The sequence below is a fragment of the Minwuia sp. IMCC3009 genome (assembly GCF_029909415.1).
Taxonomy (GTDB): Bacteria; Pseudomonadota; Alphaproteobacteria; order Minwuiales; family Minwuiaceae; genus Minwuia.
In genome coordinates this window covers 797,551-817,816 of the sequence record NZ_CP123781.1, presented here as the reverse complement: position 1 = coordinate 817,816, position 20,266 = coordinate 797,551, and the positions used below count along the sequence as shown (strand labels likewise).

Sequence of the window (20,266 nt, the reverse complement as noted above, 5' to 3'; positions counted from 1 at the left end):
CAGGCGCTCCCTCGCGCAGGTGCAATCAGTAATTCTCGCGGTTCATGGCGTCGGCCGGGGTTCCCGTCAACGCCTTGCGGCACAGTATGTCCTGCTCCTTCACATGGGTCTTGTTCAGGCCCGTCGCAGGTGAGGCCGACGGCGGACGGCCAATGTAGCTCGGACGCGACACGTTCTTCATGTCCGCCAGCCGGAAGCATTCCTCCAGCCAGTTCTGGACAAAGAACCATGCCCCCATGTTCTTCGGCTCTTCCTGGCACCAGATGACCTTCTCCACATCCCGGAAGCCCTTCAGCTCCTCGACCAGTGGTTCGGTCGGATAGGGATAGAGCTGTTCGACCCGCATCACCTGCACGTCCTTGACACCCAGTTCCTCCCGCTTCTCCACCAGGTCGTAGTAGACCTTGCCGGAGCAGAGGATGAGTTTCCTGGTGTCCTTGCGCGAACAGGGCGGATTGTCCTCGTAGAGGACCCGGTGGAACGACGATCCGGTCGCCATGTCGTCGATGGTCGAGACACAGGCCTTGTGGCGCAGCAGCGACTTCGGCGTCATCAGGATCAGCGGCTTGCGGAAGTCGCGATGGATCTGGCGGCGCAGGATGTGGAAGTAGTTCGCGGGCGTGGTGACATTCGCCACCTGCAGGTTGTCCTCCGCACAGAGCTGCAGATAACGCTCCAGACGCGCGGAACTGTGCTCCGGCCCCTGCCCCTCAAGCCCGTGCGGCAACAGCATGACCAGCCCGCTCATCCGCAGCCATTTCAGCTCGGCCGTGGACAGGAACTGGTCGACGATGACCTGCGCACCATTCGCGAAGTCACCGAACTGCGCCTCCCACAGCACCAGCGCATTCGGCTCGGCCAGGCTGAAGCCGTACTCGAATCCCAGAACCGCCATTTCCGACAGCATGGAATCGACGACCTCGTACGGGGCCTGATCCTCGGCGATGTTGTTCAGCGGCAGATACCGGTCTTCCGTCTGCTGATCCACCAGCACGGAATGCCGCTGGCTGAAGGTGCCGCGCCCGGAATCCTGCCCGGAGAGGCGTACCGGCACCTTTTCCATCAGCAGGGTGGCGAAGGCCAGCGCCTCCGCCGTGGCCCAGTCGAAGCCCTCCCCGGTCTCGAACATCTTCGCCTTGGCCTGCATCAGGCGCTTCACGGTCCGATGGGCGTTGAAACCCTCCGGAATCCGGGTCAGGCCCTTGCCAATCTCGGTCAGCACCTCCTTCGGTACCGCCGTGGCACCGCGACGATCCCCCAACGGGGCGATGCGCAATCCCTGCCAGCGGCCTTCCAGCCAGTCGGCCTTGTTGGGCTTGTAGGACGTCGCGGCCTCGAATTCCTCTTCCAGGAACTTGCGGAAGTCGGTCACCATCGCGTCGCCGTCGCCGGCCTTGAGCGTGCCTTCCTCTTCCAGCTTCTTTGCATAGATCTGGCGCGTGGTCGGATGGGACGAGATCTTGCGGTACATGATTGGCTGCGTGAACGACGGCTCGTCACCCTCGTTGTGGCCGTGCCGGCGATAGCAGAACATGTCCAGCACCACATCGACCCCGAATTCCTGACGGAATTCCGTGATCACCTTGGCGGCGTGCACCACGGCCTCCGGATCATCGCCGTTCACGTGAAAGATCGGCGCAGCCACCATCTTGCCCACATCGGACGGGTAAGGCGACGAACGCGAATATTTCGGCGCGGTCGTGAAGCCGATCTGATTGTTGACGATGATGTGCAGCGTGCCGCCGACGCGATAGCCCTTCAGACCCGACAGGCCGAGGCATTCGGCAACCACACCCTGGCCGGCGAAGGCCGCATCGCCATGCATCAGGACCGGCATGACCTGACGCCAGCTGTCGAAGCCTATCTGGCGGATCTTTGCCCGCGCTTTGCCGATGACGACCGGATCGACCGCCTCCAGATGCGACGGGTTGGCGGTCAGGGACAGATGCACCTTGTTGCCGTCGAACTCCCGGTCGGAAGAGGTGCCGAGGTGATACTTCACATCACCCGACCCCTGCACGTCCGACGGGTTGGCCGCATTGCCCTGGAATTCGGAGATCACGGCGCGGAACGGCTTGCCCATGACACTGGTCAGCACGTTCAGGCGACCGCGATGCGGCATGCCGAGAATGATTTCCTTCACCCCGAGCTGGCCGCCGCGCTTGATGATCGCTTCCATCGCCGGGATCAGCGCCTCGCCACCATCCAGCCCGAAGCGCTTGGTACCGGTATACTTGACGTTCAGGAAGCTCTCGAAGCCCTCTGCTTCCGTCACCTTGTTGAGGATCGCCTTGCGACCCATCATCGTGAAGGTGACGTCCTTGTCCGGTCCCTCGATCCGCTGCTGGATCCAGGACTTCTGCTCCGGACTCTGGATGTGCATGTATTCGACCGCGATGGTGCCGCAATAGACCTTGCGGACCACGTCGATGATTTCCCGCATCGTCGCGGTTTCCATGCCCAGCACATTGTCCAGGAAGATCGGGCGGTCCATGTCCGCCTCGGCGAAGCCATAGGTCTTCGGGTCAAGTTCCGGATGGACGGTCGGCGGATCGAGCTGCAGCGGGTCGAGGTTGGCGATCAGGTGACCGCGCACCCGATAGGCACGAATGAGCATCAGGGCCCGGAGACTGTCGAGCGTCGCCGCCCGCGCCTCCGAATGCCCCAACTGCTCCGATCGCTGCGCCGCCTTGACCGCGGGACCGATCAGCTCATAGGGGTCATCGACCCCCATCTCCTCGGTCGTGCGGCCCCAGCTCGGGCCCTGAGCCTCTCGCTCAACGGTCGCGATGTCGTCGCCGACCTCGCTGAAGAACTGCGCCCAGCTTTCATCGACCGAAGTCGGGTCCTCCAGATATTTCTGGTAGAGCCCTTCGATGAAGGCCGTGTTGGCACCGTTGAGAAAGCCTGCTCCGAGTTCTTGAACGCCCATCTGTTGTTGGCGCGGGGCTTTCCCCCGCGTCCCTTTCCTGACATTTGCCTCCGGGTGCGGGTGGTCTGGCGATATTCTGCCCGACCCCTATCCTTTCAGCAGCTCCACCAGCGTGGTGCCCAGCGCGGCGGGCGAATCCGCCACCGCGATTCCGGCTGACCGCATGGCCTCCATCTTGTCCTCGGCACCGCCCTTGCCACCGGCGATGATGGCACCGGCATGGCCCATGCGCCGACCCGGAGGGGCCGTGACACCGGCGATGAAGCCCACAACGGGTTTCTTTACCTTAGACGCCTTAAGGAATTCTGCAGCCTCTTCTTCCGCGCTGCCACCGATCTCGCCGATCATGATGATCGACTCGGTCTCGTCATCCTTCAGGAACAGGTCCAGGCAGTCGATGAAGTTGGTGCCGTTGACCGGATCACCACCGATACCGATGCAGGTCGTCTGCCCAAGGCCCGTCGCCGTGGTCTGGGCCACCGCCTCGTACGTCAGCGTGCCGGAGCGGGAAACGATGCCGACCGAGCCACGCTTGTGGATATGGCCGGGCATGATGCCGATCTTGCACTCGTCCGGCGTGATGATGCCGGGGCAGTTCGGGCCGATCAGGCGGCTGCCGGAGGTCTTCAGCGCCTGCTTCACCTTCACCATGTCGAGCACCGGAATGCCCTCGGTGATGCAGACGATCAGCGGCAGTTCGGCCGCAATCGCCTCCATGATCGCGTCGGCCGCGAACGGCGGCGGAACATAGATCACCGATGCATTGGCACCCGTGCGGTCGACTGCGTCGGCCACGGTGTCGAACACCGGCAGGCCCAGATGCTCGGAGCCGCCCTTGCCGGGGCTGGTGCCGCCGACCATCTTGGTCCCGTAGGCAATCGCCTGTTCGGAATGGAATGTCCCCTGCTTGCCGGTAAAGCCCTGGCAGATGACCTTGGTGTCAGAATTGACGAGAGTGGACATCAGGCAGCCTCCTTCACCGCAGTGACGATCTTCTCGGCCGCATCGGCCAGGTTGTCGGCAGCAATGATGGTCAGCCCCGACTCGGCCATGATCTTCTTGCCCAGGTCCACGTTGGTGCCCTCCAGCCGCACGACCAGCGGCTTGTCGAGCGCAACCTCGCGGGCCGCGGCAACAACACCTTCGGCAATGACATCACAGCGCATGATGCCACCGAAGATATTGACCAGGATGCCCTGCACGTTGGGATCGGACAGGATGATCTTGAAGGCTTCCGTGACCTTTTCCCGCGTCGCGCCACCGCCGACATCCAGGAAGTTGGCAGGCTCGGAGCCATAGAGCTTGATGATGTCCATGGTCGCCATGGCCAGGCCCGCACCATTCACCATGCAGCCGATGGAACCGTCCAGCTTGACGTAGTTGAGGTCGTATTCGGAGGCCTTGACCTCCATCGGATCCTCTTCCTCCACGTCGCGCAGTTCAGCCACGTCCTTGTGGCGGTAAAGCGCGTTGTCGTCGAAGTTCATCTTGGCGTCGAGGGCGATGACCTCCCCCGCGCCGGTCACGACCAGCGGATTGATCTCCACCAGGCTGGCATCCAGCTCGATGAACGCGTTGTAGAGCGCGGTGATGAACCTGGACGCCGACTTCACCTGATCGCCCTCGAGGCCCAGGAAATAGGCGATGCGGCGGCAGTGATGTCCCTGGATACCCGTCGCCGGATCGACCGGGCAACGCAGGATCTTCTCCGGGTTGGTCTCGGCGATCTCCTCAATCTCCATGCCGCCCTCGGCGGAGGCGATGAAGGTCACGGCGCTCGTCGCGCGGTCCAGCAGCACGGAGAGGTAGAGCTCACGCGCGATGTCGCAGCCATCCTCGATATAGAGGCGCTTGACCTCCTTGCCCGCTTCACCGGTCTGCTTGGTCACCAGCACGTGGCCCAGCATTTCCTCGGCATTGGTGCGGACATCGTCAACGGACGTGGAGACGCGCACGCCCCCCTTGCCGTCCGGCTTGCCCTGGAACCGACCGGCACCGCGACCGCCAGCATGGATCTGGGACTTCACGACCCATACGGGACCGCCCAGCTCATTGGCGGCCTTGACCGCCTCCTCGACCGTGAACGCGGGCGCGCCCTTCGGTGTGGCAACGCCGTACTTACGCAGCAGCGCCTTTGCCTGATATTCGTGAATGTTCATGATGTTCCGGATAATCGTTGGAAACCAGGGACGGGCCGACACAAGGCCTTCCCCCACATGATCCTGGACGGCCCCGACCGGACGCGGTCAACCTAACCGCCGCCCCCGCAGGGCGCAACCGCCCAGCACCAACCTTGCGGCGGTGCCGGGCAATACACACAGGACCGGCGATCAGGCCAGGGCGGGATTGATGCCCTTGCAGGCGTCGATCAGGCCGCGCACGGCATCGACGGACTTGTCGAAGCCGGCCTTTTCGTCGGCATTCAGTTCGATCTCCATGATCCGCTCCACGCCGCCGGCGCCGATCAGCACCGGAACGCCGACATACATGTCGTCCACGCCGAACTCGCCGGACAGGTAGGCGGCGCAGGGCAGGACACGCTTCTCGTCACCCAGATAGGCCTCAGCCATCTGGATCGCGGCGGTGGCCGGGGCATAGAAGGCGGAGCCGGTCTTCAGCAGGCCGACGATCTCCGCGCCGCCATCGCGGGTGCGCTGGACGATCTGGTCAAGCTTCTCCTGCGTGATCCAGCCCATCTTCACCAGGTCCGGCATCGGCACACCGGCGACCGTGGTGTAGCGGGTGGACGGCACCATGGTGTCGCCATGGCCGCCAAGCACGAAGGCCGTCACGTCCTCGACCGAGACGCTCATCGCCTCCGACAGGAAGAAGCGGAACCGCGCCGAATCGAGCACGCCCGCCATGCCGACGACCTTGTTTGTCGGCAGGCCGCAGATCTTCTGCAGCACCCAGACCATCGCATCCAGCGGGTTGGTGATGCAGATGACGAAGGCGTCGGGGGCGTGGGTCTTGATGCCCTCACCCACCGCCTGCATGACCTTGATGTTGATGCCCAGCAGGTCGTCGCGGCTCATGCCCGGCTTCCGCGCCACACCGGCGGTCACGATGATGACGTCGGCGCCGGCGATGTCGGCATAGTCCTGGGTGCCGGAGAGGCCGACGTTGAAGCCGTCGACCGGTGCCGATTCGGCGAGGTCCAGCGTCTTGCCCTGCGGCAGACCCTCGACAATGTCGAAGACCACAACATCACCAAGCTGCTTCAGCGCAGCCAGATGCGCCAGCGTCCCACCGATGTTGCCACCACCAATCAGTGCGATTTTCCTGCGTGCCATATTGCCGATTCCTTTCAGGCTGAGCGAAGACGCCGCTCCGGACACCGGAGCAGCGGAAATAACAAGCGGACCGGCAGCCCCGATTTCGCAGATGCGAAAGTCTCACCAACCGATCTCCCGTGCCTCCATACCAGACGACGCCGGGTATGGAAAAGCCATCTGAGAGGGTCCCGGCCATCCCTTCGCACTTGCGAAGCCGACAGGGCACAGGGATATTCGACATGATTCGTTTGATTCGCGATTCGCTGAGGCGCCGCGACACGAAGGGAAATGCCGATATGGCTGCACGACAGCACCGCCCCGAACGCCGCACCGGCCAACGACGGACGCGCACGCTCACTGCCGGTCTGTTGCTGCTGTCCCTGCCCATGATGGGCGGCTGCGCCGCCCCCTTCGCCGCGGGTGTCGGCATCAGCGAATTCATCTCCATCGCGTCGCTGACCGGGACCGTGGCCTTCAACAAGGGGGCAACCGACCTGGCACTGGACATCGTGACCGGCGATGACTGCCGCGTGATGGAGGGCATGGTCCGCGAAGACCGCAATATCTGTGAATCCGTCGGTTCCGAGGCCACCGAGAAGGATTTCAAGGGCGTTGTCGGCGAGGTGCAGGACGGCGACCTGGTGGTGGTTGGCCATCGGCGCATCGAGCTGCATGATGGCACCGAGGCGACCATCGCGGTCTACGGCACCCGCCCCGACGCCGAGATTGCCCGCGAACTATAGGCTTATCGCCATCGGGCACTGCGTATATCCTCCGGCCAACAACAAGCTGGAAGGGAACGCGCCTTGAATCTGCATGCACTGCTGCTGGAAGCACAAGAACTCGGCGAACCCGTGCGCGTTGGCCTGATCGGGGCCGGCAAGTTCGGCTCGATGTTTCTGGCGCAGGCGCGCCGCACCCCCGGCATCCATGTCGTCGGCATAGCCGACCTGTCGGAGGGCCGGGCGCGGCAGTCCTGCCGTGACACGGGCTGGCCCGACGAACAGCTTGCCGCACGCACGCCGGGCGATGCGATCTCCAGCGGGATGACCTGGTGCGGGCAGGATGCCATGGCGCTGATCACGCAGGACGGCATGAACGTCATCATCGATGCCACGGGGCACCCGGCGGCAGGTATCCGCCATGCCCGCGCAGCCTTCGCGCACGGCCTGCATGTCATCATGGTGAATGTGGAGGCTGACGTGCTGGCCGGGCCCCTGCTGGCGGAGGAGGCAAACCGTGCCGGGGTGGTCTATTCCATGGCCTATGGCGACCAGCCCGCGCTGATCGCCGAACAGGTGGACTGGGCACGCGCCATCGGACTGGACGTGGTCTGTGCGGGCAAGGGCACGAAATACCGTCCCATCTACCACCGCTCCACCCCCGACACCGTCTGGTCCCATTATGGGCTGTCACCGGAGCGGGCCGCGGCATCGGGCATGAACCCGCAGATGTTCAATTCCTTTCTGGATGGGACCAAGTCCGCGATCGAGATGGCTGCCGTCTCGAACGCCTGCCGCCTGACGCCGGAGCGCAAGGGCCTGGCCTTTCCGCCCGCATCGGTGGACGAACTGTCGACCCTGCTCCGGCCCCGCGCGGTCGGCGGGCTGCTGGACACGGACGGCACGGTGGAAGTCGTTTCCTGCGAGACGCACGAGGGCCAGCCGGTGCCCAACGACCTGCGCTGGGGGGTCTATGTCACCTTCCGCGCGCCGGATGAATATGTCCGCAACTGCTTCTCCGACTACGGCCTGGTGACGGATCCGTCCGGCGACTATGCGGCGCTCTGGCGGCCCTATCACCTCATCGGCCTGGAACTGGGGGTCTCGGTCGCATCCGCCGCCCTGCGGGGGGAGGCCACCGGATCCGCGAACGGCTTCCGCGGCGACGTCGTCGCCACCGCGAAACGCGCGCTGAAGGCCGGTGAGACACTGGATGGCGAGGGTGGCTTCACGGTCTACGGCAAGCTGCGCCGTGCCGATGATTCACTGATGGACGGCTGCCTGCCCCTGGGTCTTGCCCATGGCGTCAGGCTGCGCCACGACATGGCTGAGGATGCGGTCCTGACCTATGACGACGTGGAGATCGACGAGAGTGACCCGACCGTCGCCTATCGCCGCGAGATGGAGAACGTGTTCCGCACCCGCAACAGCGCGGACTGACACCGCAAGCGGCCTCAGCCTTCCCCTTCGCCCCAGGCACTGAAGAAGTCGCGCCAGTCGGGACGGCGGGGCGCCTTGAAGTCGCGCTTCGGCTGGCCGAGGTAGACGAAGCCCAGCAGTTTCTCCTGCGCGCCGATCTTCAGGGCCGCCTGCACATGGGCGTCGTATGTCGGTGCACCGGTCAGCCAGATGCCGCCATAGCCCATGGCCTGGGCCGCCAGGATCATGTTGTAGCCCGCCATGCCCGCAGTCAGGATCTGCTCCATCTCCGGGGCCTTGGGATGATCCGGCGTGATGCAGGCAATGACCGCCACCAGCGTCTGCGACCGCAACGGCTTCTGGCGGTCCTTCTCGACCACGCCGGGTTCCGCATCAGGCATGCGCTGCTTCACGGCCTCGGCAAAGACATCGCCAAGCGCCTCCCGCGCCGCGCCCTGGATGGTGACGAAACGATAGGGCCGCAGCAGTCCGTGATCCGGTGCGGTGACGGTTGTCGCGAAGATCTGCGCCAGCACCGCATCATCCAGCGGTGTTCCCTCATGCAGGCGCGGCGGTACGGAGGCCCGGTTGGTGATCAGATCAAGCGCGTCCATGGTTCAACTCCTGCAGTGGATACCTGACACGTAGATCAGGATGCGGAAATGACAAACCGGCCAGCACCCGTCTCCGTGCGCAGGGTCAGTCCGGATGCCCGGGCCAGCAAGCCCGCGTGAAACGCCTCGATGATCCGCGCATCCTCCACCGTGGCAGCAGCCCGTTCGCCGGACAGCGCTGTCAGCACTTCATCGGGCAGCTCGGCGCGCTCGTGTTCGGCGACGACACGCAGTTCGTCATCGGACAGCACCACGGAAAGCACACCGCCCCGCACCATGCCGAAAGCCGCCGTCATGATCATGTTCAGCAGCAGGCGCACACGGTTCTTCGCCGGGTCCGGACCGTCACTTTCCGGCCAGTCGATCTTCAGCCGGTGATCGGCGTAGAAGTCGAGCGTGGTCGCCCGCGCCTCCGATACCGCAAGCGGCACCGCGTCACCACCGGAGGCCCCGAACACGAGGCGCAGGAACTTCAGTCGGATGGCGGCATTGCCAGCGGACATCTTCAGCAGGTCCAGCGCGTCGACCGCCATGGCCGGATCATCCTCCAGCTCGATCAGTTCGATGCCGTTGGAGAGCGCACCAATCGGGCCGACGAGGTCATGGCAGAGACGTGAGCAAAGCAGCGAGGAGAAATTGAGATCAGTCATGTCGGCAATCAGGCCTTCATCCGATAGGCGTCCGTCGCGCGGATCAGTTCATCGACGATGCCAGGCTCCGACCCCGCGTGACCCGCGTCCGGAACCACCCGGAAGTCCGCCTCCGGCCAGGCCTTGTGCAGGGCCCAGGCGGTCATCATCGGGGTGACGACATCATAGCGGCCCTGCGCGATGGTACAGGGCAGGTGCCGGATCCGGTCCACATTGTCGATCAGCCAGCCGTCATGGTCGAAGAAGCCCTCGTTGACGAAGTAGTGGCACTCGATACGGGCAAAGGCGAGGGCGAAGTCCGCGTCCGCAAAGTCACTGACCCGGCCCGGATCGGCATGGAGACTGAGTGTCCCGCCTTCCCACATGCTCCACGCCCGCGCCGCGGCCAGTTGCACGTCCCGGTCATCGGAAGTCAGACGCCGGTAATAGGCGGCGATCATGTCCCCGCGTTCATCTTCCGGGATGGTCGCCACATAGTCTTCCCAGGCATCGGGATAGATCGCGCCGGCACCATCCTGATAGAACCAGCGCAATTCCGACTTTCGCAGGGTGAAGATGCCCCGCAGGACAAGTTCGCTGACCCGGTCGGGATGGCTTTCCGCATAGGCCAGCCCCAGCGCACTGCCCCATGAACCACCGAAGATCTGCCAGCGGTCGATGTTCAGATGCTCCCGCAGCCGCTCCATGTCCGCGACCAGGTCCCAGGTCGTATTCTCCTGCAGATCCGCGTGCGGGCAGCTCATGCCGCAGCCACGCTGGTCAAACAGGATGATGCGATAGGCTTCCGGGTCGAAGAAGCGGCGGTCATCGGGCTTCTTGCCGCCACCCGGGCCGCCATGAACGACCACCACGGGCTTGCCCTGCGGATTTCCGCATTGCTCGTAGTGGATCGTGTGGCGGTCGGAAACCGCAAGGAACCCGAGATCGTAGGGATCGATCCGGGGGTAGAGAGTGCGGCGGCTCAGGGTATCGGGCATATCATCCTCTGGATAACTGCATTCATGGCGCGCTCCCGATGCGTCCCGGCCCGGGAACACGCCGGGGGTACCATCGCCACCCCGGCATTTCCACACTTTTCAGGTGGCCCGCTCCGGGGCCGCAGCATCGGCAACGCAATGGTTGAGAAATCGTTGACGGTTTGTGATGCCTGTCATTCCAGGAACGCGAACAGGCAGGCATGCTTCAGACTGATTACTGGCCTGGCAATTGCGTTGACGCGTTCAAAGAGGCATCAACGCCCCCACTGAGGAAACTTGCCTAGGCATGTCGACCCTGCGCATACGACGTTTTCTGATCGCAGTCACATTCTGTGTCACTTTTTGTGGCGCGGCAATGTCAGCGCTCGGGCCCTTCGCTGTTGAACCCGTTGCCCCCGCCGCGGAGCAGGACCAGTCCCTTGCACTGGTGGAGGCCAGGTCCCACTGCATCCAGTCTCTGGCCAGCGCTGTCGAGGCGCAGACAGAATTGACGGCGTCGGAGGCCCGCGAGGTCGCGGGAGAACGGTGCGAGCTGATGTTCATGAGTGATCCGATCAGCAAACTGACGGACAATTCCGAAAAGACCTGATCCGGCCACCGGAAGCCCCGGTCGGCAGAAGCCCCCGACGCTGGTCTGCGCCGGGGGAACTTCACATCAGACTGCGGCGTGATGCAGCCGGTTCTGAACCAGGTGGGCATTCTTCCGCGGAGCCGTCAGCTTGGCAGCGGCAAGCACCCCGAGGTCCACCAGCGGTTCCAGCAGGATGACCGTCATGTAGGCGGCACCGAAGGTACCGACGGCTGCCAGGCTCTCCGCACCGAAGCCGTTGCCATAGAACGCCCAGAAGGCGACCCAGGCGACGATCCCGCCCTGATAGGCGGTCGAGAGTGCCAGCGCCTGCCAGTACCTGACCTCGACATAGGGTGTATGGGGCGGAATGATCTTCCTTGCCAGCAGGCTCAGACCCCAGAGCGGCACCAGCAGTGTGGTGACGTTCATGCCGTATTGCGGCAGATCGAACGGCGCAAGCAACAGGCCCTGCAACAGCAGTCCGAGCGAAAGACCGATTGCCGCCGGTCCCGCACCAAAGATCAGGAACAGCGTGGAGCCAAGGATCAGGTGAACCTCCGACACGCCCACCGGATAGTGCGGCAGCAACTCGAAGAAGCAGAAGACCAGCGCCGTGGTCGCCAGACTGCGCGTTGCCAGCGCGGTGACTCCGCCATCGTGGCGAATGGTATCCAGAGCCATCTTGCCGAGCAGCCCAACGGAAGCTGCGGCTGTGCCATAGCTGAGGATTATCCTGGCGCCATCAACGACGCCTGGTTCGATATGCATGTAGCCTCCTTCGCGCACCCACCGTGCGACTTTCAATTGACGTGCGCTGAACGCACGGACGGTGATGGCAGGTCTCCTGGCTCGCGGGTCTTGGCTTCACCCCCCTTCCCAGCCCCCTTCGGGGCCAGTGGATCATCGGGTGTCGCTTGCCGCTCACAGTTGCGGGGGCAGCCATGGATTCGGTCCCTCTGGGGTCGTCCTCACCATGTTCCCATTCAATCCGCCGCACGTCTGCTTGGCGGAACCATCACCTCGGAGGATGCAGGATCAGCCTGCACCGGACAATCCCCGAAACGGTATTGCAGGGTCGTCCGGGCCGGGTATCAGATTTCCATCAGTTCACCACTGACCGGCCTTGCCTCCGGCATGCCGAAGGCGCGCGCGCCATGGGTCAGTTCGCAGAACAGGTAATCGGCGTGGGACCAGCGTACCAGCACCTCGAAGACCGGTCCGCCCTCTGCCGCATCATCCCCGGTCTGCACCAGCCAGCCCAGCGCATGGCCGAAGGTCGTGCCCGCAACCTGATCCACAGTGAAGCCGCGCGGATGCAGGTCCAGCGTCGAAAGGGTCATCAGGGTCTCCCGCGCCTTCGGGCCGGAGAGAACAAGGGTCGTATGGTAGTCGGTGACATTCACGATCTGCACATGCCGGCCATCAAGTTCAGCCGTCAGTGCCGTCATCAGTTCCGGTTCACCGTCCACCGGCCCCAGCAGCAGGAACTCGTCCGGCGACTGCCAGAGCAGCCGGTGCGCATCGTTCGCGGTACTGCGGGTCGCCTCCGGCATCGCCAGTCCGGTGACCTTCTCGATCGCGGGTGCCAGCACCTCCGGCAATCCGCGCAGCACGATCTTGGCGTCGAACGCCCGCTCGCTCAGGTGCAGCAGGTCATCAGGCGCGGACATCGCCGAACGGTGCGCCAGCGGAGAACGGCGAACGGGGGCAGTCACGGTGGCGTTCATGCGGCCTCTCCCACGGCGTCACCCAGAAAGTCGTAATGCACGATCTTCGCGGGTACCGGCTTGTCACCCAGGCGGGCAATCCAGACCGTCTCCCCCATTCGCTGGCCGCCGCGCTTGACCATCGCCATGGCGATGGAACGGCCGAGGTTGGGACTGAAATAGGCCGACGTCACGTGTCCCAGCATCGGAACCGGCGGTGCCGGCTCCTCCGGCGTGCCGATGATCTGCGCCCCTTCCATCGGAACATGGTCGCCATCGACGGTCAGCAGTCCGACCAGTTGCTTGCGGTCATCGCGCACGGTGTCGCTGCGCGACAGGGACCGCTTGCCGATGAAGTCGCCCTTCTTCTTCGCGACGGCCCAGTCCATGCGCAGATCGCCGGGCGTCACGGTTCCGTCCGTTTCCTGTCCGACGATGATGAAACCCTTCTCCGCCCGCAGCAGATGCATCGCTTCGGTGCCATAAGGCGTCAGGCCGTGTGGCTTGCCTGCCGCGATCAGTTCCTCCCAAAGCCAGCGCCCATAGGTGGCCGGGATGTTGATCTCGTAGGATGTCTCGCCCGTGAAGGACACGCGGAACACCCGCACCGGAATGCCACCGACGGTGCCGTCCTGCCAGGTCATGAAGGGAAATTCCTCCGGATCCAGGTCGATCCCTTCGACCACGGATGCAACGATCTCCTCCGCCTTCGGACCGCAGACCGCAGCAACGGCCCATTGCTCCGTCACCGTGGTCAGCCAGACGTCCAGGTCCGGCCATTCGGTCTGCAGATAATCTTCCAGCTTCTGCAGCACGCTCGCCGCGCCGCCGGTGGTGGTGGTCATGTGGAAATGGTCATCGGCGATGCAGGCCGTGACACCGTCGTCACTGACCATCCCGTCTTCCCCGAGCATCAGGCCATAGCGGCACCGGCCCGGCGCCAGCTTGGACCAGGCATTGGTATAGACCCGGTTCAGGAACGTGCGCGCATCCTTGCCGCGAATGTCGATCTTGCCCAGCGTCGTCGCGTCCAGGATTCCGGCGGTGGTACGCGCCGCCTTCGCCTCCCGCTGGACCGCGTCGTGAAAGCTCTCGCCCGGTTTCGGATAGGCCCGGGCGCGAAGCCAGTCACCGACGGGTTCGAAGATGGCCTTCTGCTCCAGATGCCAGGCATGCATCGGCGTGCCCCGGCGCGGCATGAAATGCGCGCCCACGTGCTGGCCGCCCAGCGCACCGATGGTCACGGGACGGTAGGGCTGGCGGAACGTCGTCGTGCCCACTTCCGGTACGGTGATGCCACGTGCCTCCGCCATGATGCCGAAGGCATTGACGTTGGAGATCTTGCCCTGGTCGGTACCCATGCCCTGGGTGGTGTAGCGCTTGGTGTGCTCGACCGAGTCATAGCCTTCCTCTGTCGCCAGCTGCAGGTCCGACGCCTTCACGTCATCCTGCAGATCGACGAAGGCCTTGGTCTTCTCCCGCGGCAGCCCGGAGGGCACCTGCCACACCGGAACCAGGTTCAGGGTCTCGACAGCATCGGTCCTGACCTCGGGCTGCCTGATCGCACGCACCGTGAAATCGGCTGCCCGCGCCGCCTCCAGCCCGGCCTTCGAGCCCTCCGCGAGCACTTCCTGCAGTTCCAGGGTGCCGTTGCAGGCACCGGCGGAGCGTTCCTGCTGCCACGAAAGCCCGGGACGGAAACTGGCCAGTTCCTCATCCCACTTCAGCTTGCCGCGAGACTGGGCGAACAGCGCAACATTCGGGTTCCAGCCACCCGAGACCGCGATCAGGTCACACTCGATACGGCTGCGGGAGCCACGCACATTGCCGTTGTCATCCAGACTGGAAACGAAGGCACTGTCGATGCGGTGTCGGCCATGGGTGCCGACAATGGCGGTACGCGGGTAGACGGCAATACCCGCCTTCAGCGCCCGCAGCGCCATGGCCTCGTTCAGTTCCCGGCGCAGATCCACGATCCCGGCGACCTCGCCCCCGGCAGCGCGGATGTCGAACGCCGTCTGCCAGGCACTGTCGTTGTTGGTGAAGATCAGGACCCGCTTGCCTGCCAGCACCCCGTAACGGTTCAGGAATGTCCGCACGGCCCCGGCCAGCATGATTCCGGGCCGGTCGTTCTCGTTGAACACCAGTGGACGCTCAATGGCGCCCGTGGCCAGCACGACCTGCTTCGCCCGGACCCGCCAGACCCGCTGGCGTGGCTGCCGACGGTCGCGCCGATGCTCCGGCAGATGATCCTTCACCCGCTCGATCAGCCCGACGAAGTTCATCGCGTAATAGCCGAAAGCGGTGGTCTGGGTCAGCACCGTGACCTCAGGATGCTCGGCCAGTTTCGCGGTCTGGTCCGCAATCCAGTCTGCCGGTGCCTTGCCGCCGATGGTGGTGCCATCCGGGTCGGTGGCATTCAGGCTGCCACCCAGACGGTCGGTCTCCTCCACCAGGATCACGCGCGCCCCGGACCGGGCCGCGTTCGCGGCAGCCGCAAGGCCGGCAGGCCCCGCACCGATCACCAGCACATCGCAGTGGCGGTTGACGGACTCGTAACTGTCCGGATCCGGCTTCGTCGGTGACTTGCCCAGGCCGGCGGCGCGGCGGATGAACGGCTCGAACGTCATCCAGTTCAGCCAGCGGAACCGGTCCGACCCCATGAAGGTCTTGTAGTAGAACCCGGCAGGGAAGAAGCGCATGAAGACATCGTTCAGCACACCGACGTCATGCTTCAGGCTGGGCCAGCAGTTCTGCGACCGGGCCTCCAGCCCTGCATGGATCTCCCGCGTCGTCACCATGACGTTGGGATCGGTGGAGGCCGGGTCGGAACCGATCTGCACCATGGCTGCCGGGTCGTCGCCGCCTGCGCCGACGATGCCACGCGGCCTGTGATACTTGAAACTGCGGCCGACCATGATCTCGCCGTTGGCCAGCAGGGCCGAGGCGATCGTATCGCCCTCGTAGCCCGGAATCTCGCGCCCGTCGAAGGTGAAGCTGACCGAACGGTCCCGATTGATCAGCCCCCGTCCGGGAATCCTGTATGGCTGGCTCACGATGCGGCCTCCTCATCGCGGGTCATGATCTTCACCGCATCATTGCCGGAACCGATGGAGGCTTCGCCTGCCGGTGTGGCGGGCAGGTCGGCGGTCACCTTCGGCGGCTTCTCGCCGATGCGGTAGACGGCATGAATCTCGTCCGTCGCCGTGTTGCGCAGCATGTTGAAGAACTTGCGGCAGCCCGTGGCATGCCACCAGCGCTCCGCGAACAGGCCCTTGGTATTGGTGCGCATGAACACGAACTCCGCCCATTCCGCGTCCGTCATGTTCTCGGAGTCCGTCGGACGGGCGATATGGGCCTCACCGGCATAGGTGAACTCCGACTGGTCGCGGGCACCGCAATTGGGGCAATCGATGACGAACATCAGTGCTGCTCCTGCCTTGGCATCAGTGCGCCACCGCGGCGGCACCATGCTCCGCCACCAGTGCGCCTGTCGTGAAACGGTCGATCGCGAAGGGGGCCGCGATGCGGTTGGGCTCGTCCTTCGCGATCAGGTCGGCGAAGACATGGCCCGATCCCGGTGTCGCCTTCCAGCCGCCGGTACCCCAGCCGCCGTTGACGTAGAAGCCCTTCACCGGGGTCTTGGAGATGATGGGGCTGGCGTCCGGGCAGACATCGACGATGCCGCCCCACTGGCGCATCATCCTCAGGCGCGAGAAGATGGGAAACAGCTCCATCAGCGACGCCATCTGATGCTCGATGATGTCCAGGTTGCCGCGCTGGGTATAGGAAAGCTGCGCATCGATACCGGCACCGATGACCAGTTCCCCCTTGTCCGACTGGCTGCAATAGACATGCACCGCATTGGACATGACGACACAGTTCAGGATCGGTTTGATCGGTTCCGAAACCAGCGCCTGCAGCGGGTGGCTCTCCACCGGCAGACGGATATCCAGCATGCTCGCCATCACCGAGGTATGCCCGGCCGTGACGGAGGCCACCTTCGGCGTGCGGATCGTGCCGCGGGTGGTCTCGATACCCGTGACCTCCCCGGCTTCCGTCAGGATCCCCGTGACCTCGGTCTGCTGCAGGATATCGACGCCCAGCGCATCGGCGGCGCGGGCATAGCCCCATACAACGCCGTCGTGGCGGTTCACGCCACCGGACCGCTGCAGCGTACCGCCCAGCACCGGATAGCGGATATCGCCGGAGATGTTGATCGAGGGGCAGAAGTTCTTGACTTCCTTCGCGTCGAGCCATTCGGAATCGACACCGTTGAGACGGTTCGCCTCCACGCGCCGCTTCAACTGCCGCATCTCGCCCTCGTCATGGGCAAGGTTCAGCACGCCGCGATGGCTCATCATGATGTTGAAGTTCAGTTCCTGCCCCAGTCCATTCCAGAGGTTCAGGGCGTGGTTGTAGATCGCGGCACTCTCGTCGAAGAGGTAGTTGGAACGGATGATCGTGGTGTTACGACCGGAGTTGCCGCCACCGATCCAGCCCTTCTCGACCACCGCGATGTTGGTCATGCCGTGCAGCTTGGCCAGGTAATAGGCCGTTGCCAGCCCATGACCGCCGCCGCCGATGATCACGGCATCATAGCTCGGCTTCGGTTCCGGCTTGCGCCAGACGCGATCCCAGCCCCGGTGACCCCCCAGGCCCTGCCGGATCAGTTCAAGTGCCGAGTATCGTTTCATGTCCCGAGCATCCCCCTTCAACCGGGTTGCGCCGACCCGTCCCGATCCGCGCGCGACAGGGAAGAGGCCGGAGTGCCATCGCAGTTGTGATGACAGCGGCGCCGAAACGGGGATCAGCCCGCCGCGACACAGCGTGTATCAAGCGCGACACGGCACAAGAGTCAAACACATGATGATGACTGGCTTTGCGACAGATTTCGCGTCGCAAACAGATCATTTCATGCACTCCATGGATTGACGATCCTGCAAGTTTGTGCCGCTGTAATCTTTGTGACTTCTGGCGTGCATTGAACGCGTCCTGATCCGGCAGGGGGGCTGCCGGGTTCCTGATCGGAGAATGACCATGGCTGACCAGGGTTTCGAGGTGCAGAGGACGCATCGCGTCCTGTTCTTCCTTGTGCCGCAATTCTCCATGATCGCCTTTTCCTCTGCGGTCGAACCCCTGCGTCTGGCCAATCGCACCCTCGGGCGTCAGGCCTATGAATGGATCATTGCCTCCACCGACGGGCAGCCGGTCACTGCATCCAACGGTCTGAGCGTCGGCGTCGACATGTCCCTTGATCAGGTTCGCCAGCGCTCCCTGGACGACATCAAGCCGGAGCTGATCCTGATCAGTTCCGGCCTGCAGGTGGAATCCTTCCGCAACCCGCAGTTCGACGGCTGGATCCGGGCCATGCATCGCCACGGCACCGGGATCGGCGGCCTGTGCACGGGCGCATGGCTGCTGGCCCATGCCGGGCTTCTGGACGGGCGGCGTTGCTCCATCCACTGGGAAACCCTGCCGGCCTTCGCCGAGAAATACCCGACGGCGGAAGTGCATGCCGACCTGTGCGAGATCGACCACGGCATCTATACCTGTGCCGGCGGAACCGCGGCGCTGGACATGATGCTGCACGTGATCGAGGGACATTTCGGTCAGCAGGTGGTCACGCAGGTCTGCGAACTGTGCATGATCGATCGCATCCGTAATCCGCGGGACCGGCAGCGCCTGCCGTTGCAGGCACGCCTTGGCCTGCATCACGCCAAGCTGCTGCTGATCATCGAACTGATGGAAGCCAATGTTGCCGAGCCGCTGTCACTCGCCGAACTGTCGGACTACGTCGGCCTGTCACGCCGCCAGGTCGAGCGGCTGTTCCGCCGCCACCTGGGTCGCTCCCCCGCGCGGTACTATCTGGAGATCCGGATCGATCGTGCGCGGCATCTGCTGCTGCAGTCCAACATGCCCATCGTCGATGTCGCCATTGCCTGCGGCTTCGTCTCGGCCTCGCACTTCTCCAAGTGCTATCGCGAGATGTACGGGCGCAGCCCGCAGATGGAACGCCTGCAGGCCGCAGCCTTCGTCTGAATTTCCGCAGGCACCTGCGCCCCCCGGGCACGGCGGCGGTGACATGATACCTCGCGCAGACCTATGATCGCTTCATGACAGAACTCAAGGAAGCCGCCCCGCCACCGGGCGGGGAACGCAGACGGTTCGCACGCACCTGGGTCGGTCTGCCGGTGACGATCATGCTCGCTGACGGCAGCCCGGTGGAACATACGGCGATCAACGTCTCCGCCGGTGGCTTGCTGGCCAGTCCTGTCGTGGCATCCACGGAAGGCGGAACCTGCACGGTTCTGGTAACGGGATTCGACACACCACTGGAAGCGCGCATCGTCAGTCACAGGACCAGTGGCACCGGCCTGGCCTTTGACGACACCGTTACAGGCGAGGCCCTGGCGCTGTGGATGGTGGAGCGGGCGATACGCGGCGGCTGACAGCCGTCAGGATGACGCCAGGATCTTTCTGGCGCTGTCCGCATCCGCTGCGATCTGTGCCTTCAGGGCGTCCAGGCCGTCGAACTTCTGTTCCGGCCTGATGAAATCCAGGAACCGCACCCGGGCATGACGACCATAGAGGTCACCGGCATAGTCGAGCACATGCACCTCCAGCAGGACATCGGACTTGTCGAAGGTCGGACGCCGCCCGAGGTTGGCGACACCGCCATGCCAGACGGTCTGTCCGTCTTCCTCCCAACCGATGCGTACGGCATAGACACCGAACTGCGGCTCGATATAGCCGCCCAGGGCCACATTGGCGGTGGGGAATCCGATTGTCCGGCCCCGCTGATCGCCCTTGATGATGCGGCCATGCACTTCCCAGTCATGCCCCAGCAGCGCCGAAGCCCGGCGCGGCGCACCCTGCCAGAGGGCATCGCGGATGCGGGTCGAGGAGAAGACTTCCTCTCCCTCGCGCACCGGCTCCACGACGGTCACGCCGAAGCCGCGCTCCTGCCCCATGGCCTGCAACAGCGCGACATTGCCTGCCCGCTTGTGGCCGAAGGCGAAGTCATAGCCGACAACGACATGGGCCACGCCGAGCCGCCGCACCAGAACCTCGTCGATGAAGTCACCGGCACTCATCTCCGCCATCGCCCGACCGAAGGGAGCCACGGCCATGACCTCGACACCCGCGTCGCACAGGCTCATGGCCTTGGCGCGGAAATTGGTCAGCCGGAAGGCCGGTGCCCTGGCGGCGAAATATTCGCGGGGATGCGGCTCGAACGTCAGGACGCCCGCCGGACACCCCAGGGTCGCGGCAATCTGCTGCGCCCGGGAAATGAGCACCCGGTGGCCACGGTGAACACCATCGAAGTTGCCGATCGCCACAGCGGCACCCCGGCACCCGGCCGGTGCAACGCCGCTCAGTCGGGCGATACGCAAGTC

18 protein-coding genes and 1 riboswitch are annotated in these 20,266 nt (G+C 64.3%); of the genes, 5 read left to right on the top strand and 13 right to left on the bottom strand.

Going from position 1 to position 20,266, the window contains the following annotated elements:
- Positions 1-25: 25 nt before the first annotated feature.
- The 4 genes from QGV55_RS03775 to mdh all read right to left on the bottom strand — a co-directional run bounded on the left by QGV55_RS03775 (position 26) and on the right by mdh (position 6,225).
- Positions 26-2,932: a 2-oxoglutarate dehydrogenase E1 component gene (locus QGV55_RS03775; RefSeq protein WP_281018191.1), complete on the bottom strand. Its 2,907-nt coding sequence runs from the start codon at positions 2,930-2,932 to the stop codon at positions 26-28.
- Positions 2,933-3,019: 87 nt separating this feature from the next.
- Complete coding sequence (gene sucD, locus QGV55_RS03770) at positions 3,020-3,895, bottom strand: succinate--CoA ligase subunit alpha (protein WP_281018192.1); 876 nt, start codon at positions 3,893-3,895, stop codon at positions 3,020-3,022.
- Positions 3,895-5,091: an ADP-forming succinate--CoA ligase subunit beta gene (gene sucC, locus QGV55_RS03765; protein WP_281018193.1), complete on the bottom strand. Its 1,197-nt coding sequence runs from the start codon at positions 5,089-5,091 to the stop codon at positions 3,895-3,897. The genes sucD and sucC overlap by 1 nt, the downstream gene beginning before the upstream one ends.
- A 171-nt stretch (positions 5,092-5,262) precedes the next feature.
- Complete coding sequence (gene mdh, locus QGV55_RS03760) at positions 5,263-6,225, bottom strand: malate dehydrogenase (protein ID WP_281018194.1); 963 nt, start codon at positions 6,223-6,225, stop codon at positions 5,263-5,265.
- 278 nt (positions 6,226-6,503) lie between these two features.
- Here mdh and QGV55_RS03755 point away from each other — a divergent pair, with 278 nt between their 5' ends.
- Together QGV55_RS03755 and QGV55_RS03750 are read left to right on the top strand one after the other, a co-directional pair.
- On the top strand, positions 6,504-6,950 hold the full coding sequence (locus QGV55_RS03755) for a hypothetical protein (protein ID WP_281018195.1): 447 nt from the start codon (positions 6,504-6,506) through the stop codon (positions 6,948-6,950).
- A 63-nt stretch (positions 6,951-7,013) separates the two neighbouring features.
- Positions 7,014-8,369, top strand: coding sequence for an SAF domain-containing protein (locus QGV55_RS03750; protein ID WP_281018196.1), 1,356 nt, complete (start codon positions 7,014-7,016; stop codon positions 8,367-8,369).
- 14 nt (positions 8,370-8,383) lie between these two features.
- Here QGV55_RS03750 and QGV55_RS03745 read toward each other — a convergent pair whose 3' ends face one another.
- Genes QGV55_RS03745 through pip form a run of 3 tightly spaced genes read right to left on the bottom strand, consistent with a single transcriptional unit; the run spans position 8,384 to position 10,589 of the window.
- Complete coding sequence (locus QGV55_RS03745; protein ID WP_281018197.1) at positions 8,384-8,962, bottom strand: nitroreductase; 579 nt, start codon at positions 8,960-8,962, stop codon at positions 8,384-8,386.
- A gap of 35 nt (positions 8,963-8,997) precedes the next feature.
- Complete coding sequence (locus QGV55_RS03740; protein ID WP_281018198.1) at positions 8,998-9,612, bottom strand: histidine phosphotransferase family protein; 615 nt, start codon at positions 9,610-9,612, stop codon at positions 8,998-9,000.
- Between the two features lie 8 nt (positions 9,613-9,620).
- Positions 9,621-10,589 (bottom strand): prolyl aminopeptidase, encoded by a 969-nt coding sequence (pip, locus tag QGV55_RS03735; protein ID WP_281018199.1) that lies wholly within the window; start codon positions 10,587-10,589, stop codon positions 9,621-9,623.
- A gap of 286 nt (positions 10,590-10,875) precedes the next feature.
- Between pip and QGV55_RS03730 the strand changes: the two genes are divergently transcribed.
- On the top strand, positions 10,876-11,178 hold the full coding sequence (locus tag QGV55_RS03730) for a hypothetical protein (protein WP_281018200.1): 303 nt from the start codon (positions 10,876-10,878) through the stop codon (positions 11,176-11,178).
- A 66-nt stretch (positions 11,179-11,244) separates the two neighbouring features.
- Here the strand turns inward: QGV55_RS03730 and QGV55_RS03725 are convergent, their stop codons facing one another.
- The 5 genes from QGV55_RS03725 to QGV55_RS03705 all read right to left on the bottom strand — a co-directional run bounded on the left by QGV55_RS03725 (position 11,245) and on the right by QGV55_RS03705 (position 17,563).
- Positions 11,245-11,928 carry an energy-coupling factor ABC transporter permease gene (locus QGV55_RS03725; RefSeq protein WP_281018201.1) on the bottom strand — a complete coding sequence of 228 codons (684 nt, stop codon included), beginning with the start codon at positions 11,926-11,928 and terminating at the stop codon, positions 11,245-11,247.
- A 48-nt stretch (positions 11,929-11,976) separates the two neighbouring features.
- Positions 11,977-12,192: riboswitch (cobalamin riboswitch) on the bottom strand.
- Between the two features lie 59 nt (positions 12,193-12,251).
- On the bottom strand, positions 12,252-12,887 hold the full coding sequence (locus QGV55_RS03720) for a sarcosine oxidase subunit gamma family protein (RefSeq protein ID WP_281018202.1): 636 nt from the start codon (positions 12,885-12,887) through the stop codon (positions 12,252-12,254).
- Positions 12,884-15,922 carry a sarcosine oxidase subunit alpha family protein gene (locus QGV55_RS03715; RefSeq protein WP_281018203.1) on the bottom strand — a complete coding sequence of 1,013 codons (3,039 nt, stop codon included), beginning with the start codon at positions 15,920-15,922 and terminating at the stop codon, positions 12,884-12,886. The genes QGV55_RS03720 and QGV55_RS03715 overlap by 4 nt, the downstream gene beginning before the upstream one ends.
- Complete coding sequence (locus tag QGV55_RS03710) at positions 15,919-16,290, bottom strand: sarcosine oxidase subunit delta (RefSeq protein WP_281018204.1); 372 nt, start codon at positions 16,288-16,290, stop codon at positions 15,919-15,921. Before QGV55_RS03710 ends, QGV55_RS03715 begins: the two co-directional genes overlap by 4 nt.
- Before the next feature lie 22 nt (positions 16,291-16,312).
- On the bottom strand, positions 16,313-17,563 hold the full coding sequence (locus QGV55_RS03705) for a sarcosine oxidase subunit beta family protein (protein ID WP_281018205.1): 1,251 nt from the start codon (positions 17,561-17,563) through the stop codon (positions 16,313-16,315).
- A 343-nt stretch (positions 17,564-17,906) separates the two neighbouring features.
- Here QGV55_RS03705 and QGV55_RS03700 point away from each other — a divergent pair, with 343 nt between their 5' ends.
- Together QGV55_RS03700 and QGV55_RS03695 are read left to right on the top strand one after the other, a co-directional pair.
- Positions 17,907-18,908: a GlxA family transcriptional regulator gene (locus QGV55_RS03700; protein ID WP_281018206.1), complete on the top strand. Its 1,002-nt coding sequence runs from the start codon at positions 17,907-17,909 to the stop codon at positions 18,906-18,908.
- A 74-nt stretch (positions 18,909-18,982) separates the two neighbouring features.
- The gene (locus QGV55_RS03695; RefSeq protein ID WP_281018207.1) at positions 18,983-19,318 is read left to right on the top strand and encodes a PilZ domain-containing protein; all 336 of its coding nucleotides are present in this window, start codon (positions 18,983-18,985) and stop codon (positions 19,316-19,318) included.
- 6 nt (positions 19,319-19,324) lie between these two features.
- Here the strand turns inward: QGV55_RS03695 and QGV55_RS03690 are convergent, their stop codons facing one another.
- Positions 19,325-20,263: a bifunctional riboflavin kinase/FAD synthetase gene (locus QGV55_RS03690; RefSeq protein ID WP_281018208.1), complete on the bottom strand. Its 939-nt coding sequence runs from the start codon at positions 20,261-20,263 to the stop codon at positions 19,325-19,327.
- Positions 20,264-20,266 lie beyond the last annotated feature (3 nt).

Coding starts and splice junctions, on each gene's coding strand:
- QGV55_RS03705 (WP_281018205.1), bottom strand. CDS start 17,563: ATGAAACGATACTCGGCACTTGAACTGATCCGGCAGGGCCTGGGGGGT.
- QGV55_RS03775 (WP_281018191.1), bottom strand. CDS start 2,932: ATGGGCGTTCAAGAACTCGGAGCAGGCTTTCTCAACGGTGCCAACACG.
- QGV55_RS03755 (WP_281018195.1), top strand. CDS start 6,504: ATGGCTGCACGACAGCACCGCCCCGAACGCCGCACCGGCCAACGACGG.
- QGV55_RS03710 (WP_281018204.1), bottom strand. CDS start 16,290: ATGTTCGTCATCGATTGCCCCAATTGCGGTGCCCGCGACCAGTCGGAG.
- QGV55_RS03745 (WP_281018197.1), bottom strand. CDS start 8,962: ATGGACGCGCTTGATCTGATCACCAACCGGGCCTCCGTACCGCCGCGC.
- sucD (WP_281018192.1), bottom strand. CDS start 3,895: ATGTCCACTCTCGTCAATTCTGACACCAAGGTCATCTGCCAGGGCTTT.
- QGV55_RS03725 (WP_281018201.1), bottom strand. CDS start 11,928: ATGCATATCGAACCAGGCGTCGTTGATGGCGCCAGGATAATCCTCAGC.
- QGV55_RS03700 (WP_281018206.1), top strand. CDS start 17,907: ATGGCTGACCAGGGTTTCGAGGTGCAGAGGACGCATCGCGTCCTGTTC.
- mdh (WP_281018194.1), bottom strand. CDS start 6,225: ATGGCACGCAGGAAAATCGCACTGATTGGTGGTGGCAACATCGGTGGG.
- QGV55_RS03740 (WP_281018198.1), bottom strand. CDS start 9,612: ATGACTGATCTCAATTTCTCCTCGCTGCTTTGCTCACGTCTCTGCCAT.
- QGV55_RS03730 (WP_281018200.1), top strand. CDS start 10,876: ATGTCGACCCTGCGCATACGACGTTTTCTGATCGCAGTCACATTCTGT.
- QGV55_RS03695 (WP_281018207.1), top strand. CDS start 18,983: ATGACAGAACTCAAGGAAGCCGCCCCGCCACCGGGCGGGGAACGCAGA.
- QGV55_RS03720 (WP_281018202.1), bottom strand. CDS start 12,887: ATGAACGCCACCGTGACTGCCCCCGTTCGCCGTTCTCCGCTGGCGCAC.
- pip (WP_281018199.1), bottom strand. CDS start 10,589: ATGCCCGATACCCTGAGCCGCCGCACTCTCTACCCCCGGATCGATCCC.
- sucC (WP_281018193.1), bottom strand. CDS start 5,091: ATGAACATTCACGAATATCAGGCAAAGGCGCTGCTGCGTAAGTACGGC.